This window comes from Mesorhizobium sp. M7A.F.Ca.CA.001.08.2.1, assembly GCF_003998455.1.
In the GTDB taxonomy this organism is placed as follows: Bacteria; Pseudomonadota; Alphaproteobacteria; order Rhizobiales; family Rhizobiaceae; genus Mesorhizobium; species Mesorhizobium ciceri.
Genome location: NZ_RZPW01000525.1, coordinates 1 through 4,555, shown reverse-complemented (window position 1 = coordinate 4,555; position 4,555 = coordinate 1). Strand labels below are relative to the sequence as shown.

Genomic DNA, 4,555 nt, shown 5'->3' with positions numbered 1-4,555 from the left:
GACGACAACCAGCCGCAAGGCGAGGAGCAGAGCGAGGAGGGCGGCGAAGAGGATTCCGGCTCCGAGCAGTCGCAGTCCGAGGATGCCGAAGCTTCGGCCGATGACGAGCAGTCGGCCGAGACGGAAGCCTCCGACGCCACCGCCGACGATTTGTCCGACGATGACGACGCCGATGCCGAAACACCCGGCGAAGCGCGCCGCAACGACAATCCCTTCACCAATCTGCCGAAAGAGATCGACTACAAGGTCTTCACCACCGCTTTCGACGAGACGGTCGGCGCCGAGGAGCTGTGCGAAGAAGAAGAACTCGACCGGCTGCGTGCCTTCCTCGACAAGCAGCTGGCCAATCTGTCCGGCGTCGTCGGGCGGTTAGCCAACCGCCTGCAGCGCCGGCTGATGGCGCAGCAGAACCGCTCCTGGGATTTCGACCTGGAAGAGGGTTATCTCGACCCGGCAAGGCTGGTGCGGGTCGTCATCGACCCGATGCAGCCGCTGTCGTTCAAGCAGGAGCGCGACACCAAATTTCGCGACACGGTGGTGACGCTGGTGCTCGACAATTCCGGCTCGATGCGCGGCCGGCCGATCACGGTTGCGGCAACCTGCGCCGACATCTTGGCGCGCACGCTGGAGCGCTGCGGCGTCTCGGTCGAGATCCTCGGCTTCACCACGCGGGCGTGGAAGGGCGGGCAGGCGCGCGAGAAATGGCTGAAGGACGGCAAGCCGCCGAACCCAGGCCGGCTCAACGATCTGCGCCACATCATCTACAAATCGGCCGACCATCCGTGGCGGCGGGCACGGCGCAATCTCGGCCTGATGATGCGCGAAGGCCTGCTCAAGGAAAATATCGACGGCGAGGCGCTGCTGTGGGCGCATAACCGGCTGATCGCCCGGCCCGAGCAGCGCAAGATCCTGATGATGATCTCGGACGGCGCGCCGGTCGACGATTCGACGCTGTCGGTCAATCCGGGCAATTATCTCGAACGCCATCTGCGCGCCGTCATCGAGCTGATCGAGACGCGTTCGCCGGTGGAACTCTTGGCCATCGGCATCGGCCACGATGTCACGCGCTACTACCGCCGCGCCGTCACCATCGTCGATGCCGAGGAGCTGGCTGGCGCCATGACCGAGCAGCTGGCTTCGCTGTTTGCCGAGGAAAGCGCGAAGGATACGCGGCGCGGCGGTGGTATGCGGCGCGCCGGATGATCTCCAGGCGCGGCGGCTTTCAGCAGACGCTTTTCGCCGCCATCGCCCTGCTTTCCGGTGTGGCTTCGGCGGCAGCCGGTTCGCCCGACTCTGGTTCTATCGAACCGGTCGAAATCTCGGCCCGCCCGATCACCGAATTTCACATTGGCCGTGCCGACAAGCAATTCGGCCCTTTCGAATTCGTCGGCGGGCTGGAGATGACCTCGCCGACACGCGATTTCGGCGCGCTGTCGGCCTTCCGCTTCCTGAAGGCCGGCGGTGACTTCATCGGCGTTGCCGACACCGGCTTCTGGTTCTTCGGCACGGTGGTCCGCGACGCGGAAAAGCGGCCCTCCGGCATCCAGAATTTCCGCATGCAGCAGATGGTCGACGAGACCGGCCGGCCGATCGACAGGAAATGGGAGGTCGATGCGGAAGGCCTCGCGGTCAAGGACGGCATTGCCACCGTCGGTTTCGAGCGCAGCCACCGCGTCGCCCAGTTCAAGATCGACCCCAACGACATGAAGGCGTCGTTCAAGCCGCTGGATTTCGTCGTTCCGGCCCAGGAGCTGCGCCAGAATCGCGGCTTCGAGACCGTCACCCACGCCAATGCCAACGGTCAGCATGAGGGCGGCCTGGTCGTGGTCTCCGAAAAGAGCCTCGACAAAACCGGCAACATCTATGCCGCCATCATCGAAGGGCCGCACAAGGGCGTCTTTACTGTCAAGCGCAACGGCGATTTCGACATCACCGACGGGGCCTTCCTGCCGGATGGCGATCTGCTGCTTCTGGAGCGCAGTTTCTCGATGGCGAGGGGCGTCAAGATGCGGCTGCGGCGCATCTATGGCGAAAGCGTCGAGAAGGGCGCGGTCGCCGACGGGCCGGTGCTGCTGGAGGCCGACATGGGCTACCAGATCGACAATATGGAAGGGCTCGACGTCTGGACCCGCGACGACGGCGCGCTGATGGTGTCGCTGATCTCCGACGACAACCACTCGATCCTGCAGCGCAACCTCTATCTGGAATTCATCCTGCACCAGGATTGAGCCGCCGGCTTTACGTCTTGGTGGCGATCCAGATGATATGGCGCGCGCCGCGCTTGCCGTTGGCGCGCGTACTGACCTCTTCGACCCCGAAGCCTGCCTGCTTCAGCCGCCGCGTGAAGCCGTTGTCGGGACCTTGCGACCACACCGCCAGCACGCCGCCCGGCTTGAGGGCGCTGCGTGCGGCTGCGAGGCCCTGCAGGCTGTAGAGCGCGTCGTTGGATTTGTGGACGATGCCTTCCGGGCCGTTGTCGACATCGAGCAGGATGGCGTCCCAGGCCGCGGGCTGCGAGCGTATCAGCTGCCCGACATCGGTCTCCTGAATGGTGACGCGCGGATCGTCGAGACAGCCGCCAAAGATTTCGGCCATCGGACCGCGCGCCCAGGCGACAACGGCCGGCACCAGTTCAGCGATGACGATTCCGGCATCATTGGCCAATTCTGCAAGCGCGGCGCGCAAGGTAAAACCCATGCCAAGCCCACCGATCAGGATTGTTGGCTGGCTATGGCCGGCAATCCGCCCGCAGGACAGTTTTGCCAGCGCTTCCTCGGAACCGCTGAGGCGGCTGTTCATGAGCTCGTTGGTGCCCAGCATGATCGAGAATTCGGTGCCGCGCCGCTTGAGGCGAAGTTCTTGTCCGCCGTCTGGGGTCTTCGCTGAATCGAGCTGGATCCACGGGATCATGATCTTTGTCCGACCAGGATCTTTTCCGAAAACGGGGTCCCACTTTTCGGGATCATGGTTTAAGCCGCAACCGCGGGCTGGCTCCAGCGGGCAGCGAGCAACCGGTAGGGTATGAGTGCGACGACGGCGATGATCAGTTTCACCGAGAGATCACCAAGCGCCCAGGAGATCCAGCGCATCGCCTCGACATGGAAGACGCCCATCAAGGGTGCGTTTTCCAACGCAAAGCCGTCGTTTGGTCCGGCGAAGGCAAAGGCAGCCGAGAAAGCGACGGTGAAGAACACGGCGGTGTCGAACACCGACCCGACCAGCGTGCCGATGATCGGCGCCCGCCACCAGCTCTGCCGGCGCAGCCGGTTGAACACGGTGACATCGAGCAGTTGCGCGGAAAGGAACGCCGCTCCGGACGCGGCCGCGATACGCACCAGCCGGTCGGCGGCGGTCTCGAATTCGATCAGGCCGTGACGGAACAGGAAGGGCGGGACAAGGATCGAGCAGATCACCGCTGTCATGAAGCCGACAAGGACGATCCGGCGCGCCACAGTGGGTCCGTAGCGGCGGTTGGCGAGGTCGGTGACCAGGAACGAGAAGGGATAGGTGAAGGCCCCCCAAGTCAGAAGGTCGGCCAGCGAGAGGCCCCCGATCTGGCCCTGCATCGGGAATTGCACGAGAATGTTCGATGCCACGACGACAAGCGCCATGGCGGCCACGAAGGGCAAATACCGCGAGAAGGAAGTCATTTTTTTATCCTGGGTAATGGAACCAGCCAAGCATCATGCCCATGCGGGCGATGCTCGCCTTCGTATGTGGGCACCGGATTGCCAAAACCTTGCGGCTTCGATCCGATGCCCCAAGGCCAACAAGATGTTGGCCAGAGGCCAACAAGATGTTGGCCAGGGCGGTCGTCCCCCGCCTTTGAACTGTTTAAGCGGCAGCCTGCTCGGCGGTCTTCTTGGCGATCTGCTTCTTCAGCAGACGGGCGCGCTGCGACAATTCCTTGACGTCGGCCTTGGCCAGGAAGGCGTCGAGACCGCCGCGATGTTCGACCGAACGCAGTGCGTTGGCCGAAATGCGCAGGCGCACATTCTGGTTCAGCGCTTCCGAAATCAGCGTCACATTGACGAGGTTCGGCAGGAAGCGACGCTTGGTCTTGTTGTTGGCGTGGCTCACATTGTTGCCGGACATGACTGCCTTGGCAGTGAGTTCGCAGGTGCGGGACATTGTTCTAACCTTCAGTTCTCGGGGTCTGCCAAACACTCAAGCCCACGCCGGGTGGCGCGCGGTTCTGGTCAGGCGGCCTTATGGAAAAAGTTGGCGTTCCATAGTTGCATTTCGCCGAGGCGTCAAGCTCCTGCATTGCCCACGGCGCGCCCGGCATTTTCATATTAAGGCCGGAATTCATCCTATAAGCGGTCTCATAGGGACATGCCAGACCGGAGTTGCCCGCCTCCGGCCGAAAATCAAGGACCCGATCCCGCCATGCTTCGTTCGTCACATGCCTTTGCCGCCATGCTTGCCGCAGCCTTGCCGTCCGCCGCGTCTGCTGCCTCGCCGCAGTCGTTCAAGGGCGAGTATACGGTGTCGTTCCTTGGACTTTCGATAGCGAAATCAACGTTTTCCAGCCGTTATGAGAACGGCGCCTACG

Annotated in this window: 5 protein-coding genes and 1 pseudogene; 3 read left to right on the top strand and 3 right to left on the bottom strand. The window is 63.1% G+C overall.

The window, feature by feature from the left end; all coding sequences use genetic code 11:
- Nucleotides 1–1,203 (top strand): cobaltochelatase subunit CobT (gene cobT, locus EN914_RS25415; RefSeq protein ID WP_127389336.1); only part of this gene is annotated, 1,203 nt, incomplete at its 5' end.
- Nucleotides 1,200–2,228 (top strand): esterase-like activity of phytase family protein, encoded by a 1,029-nt coding sequence (locus EN914_RS25410; protein WP_024503741.1) that lies wholly within the window; start codon nucleotides 1,200–1,202, stop codon nucleotides 2,226–2,228. The genes cobT and EN914_RS25410, both read left to right, overlap by 4 nt.
- Nucleotides 2,229–2,238: 10 nt before the next feature.
- Here EN914_RS25410 and EN914_RS25405 read toward each other — a convergent pair whose 3' ends face one another.
- From EN914_RS25405 to rpmB, 3 genes are all read right to left on the bottom strand, one after another.
- The gene (locus EN914_RS25405; RefSeq protein WP_024503742.1) at nucleotides 2,239–2,910 is read right to left on the bottom strand and encodes a spermidine synthase; all 672 of its coding nucleotides are present in this window, start codon (nucleotides 2,908–2,910) and stop codon (nucleotides 2,239–2,241) included.
- A gap of 59 nt (nucleotides 2,911–2,969) precedes the next feature.
- The gene (locus tag EN914_RS25400; protein WP_024503743.1) at nucleotides 2,970–3,650 is read right to left on the bottom strand and encodes a queuosine precursor transporter; all 681 of its coding nucleotides are present in this window, start codon (nucleotides 3,648–3,650) and stop codon (nucleotides 2,970–2,972) included.
- 184 nt (nucleotides 3,651–3,834) lie between these two features.
- Nucleotides 3,835–4,131, bottom strand: a complete 297-nt coding sequence (gene rpmB, locus EN914_RS25395) for a 50S ribosomal protein L28 (RefSeq protein WP_013529373.1) — start codon at nucleotides 4,129–4,131, stop codon at nucleotides 3,835–3,837.
- A gap of 258 nt (nucleotides 4,132–4,389) precedes the next feature.
- Between rpmB and EN914_RS40010 the strand changes: the two are divergent.
- Nucleotides 4,390–4,555, top strand: a pseudogene (locus tag EN914_RS40010) (DUF3108 domain-containing protein); the annotation flags it as partial.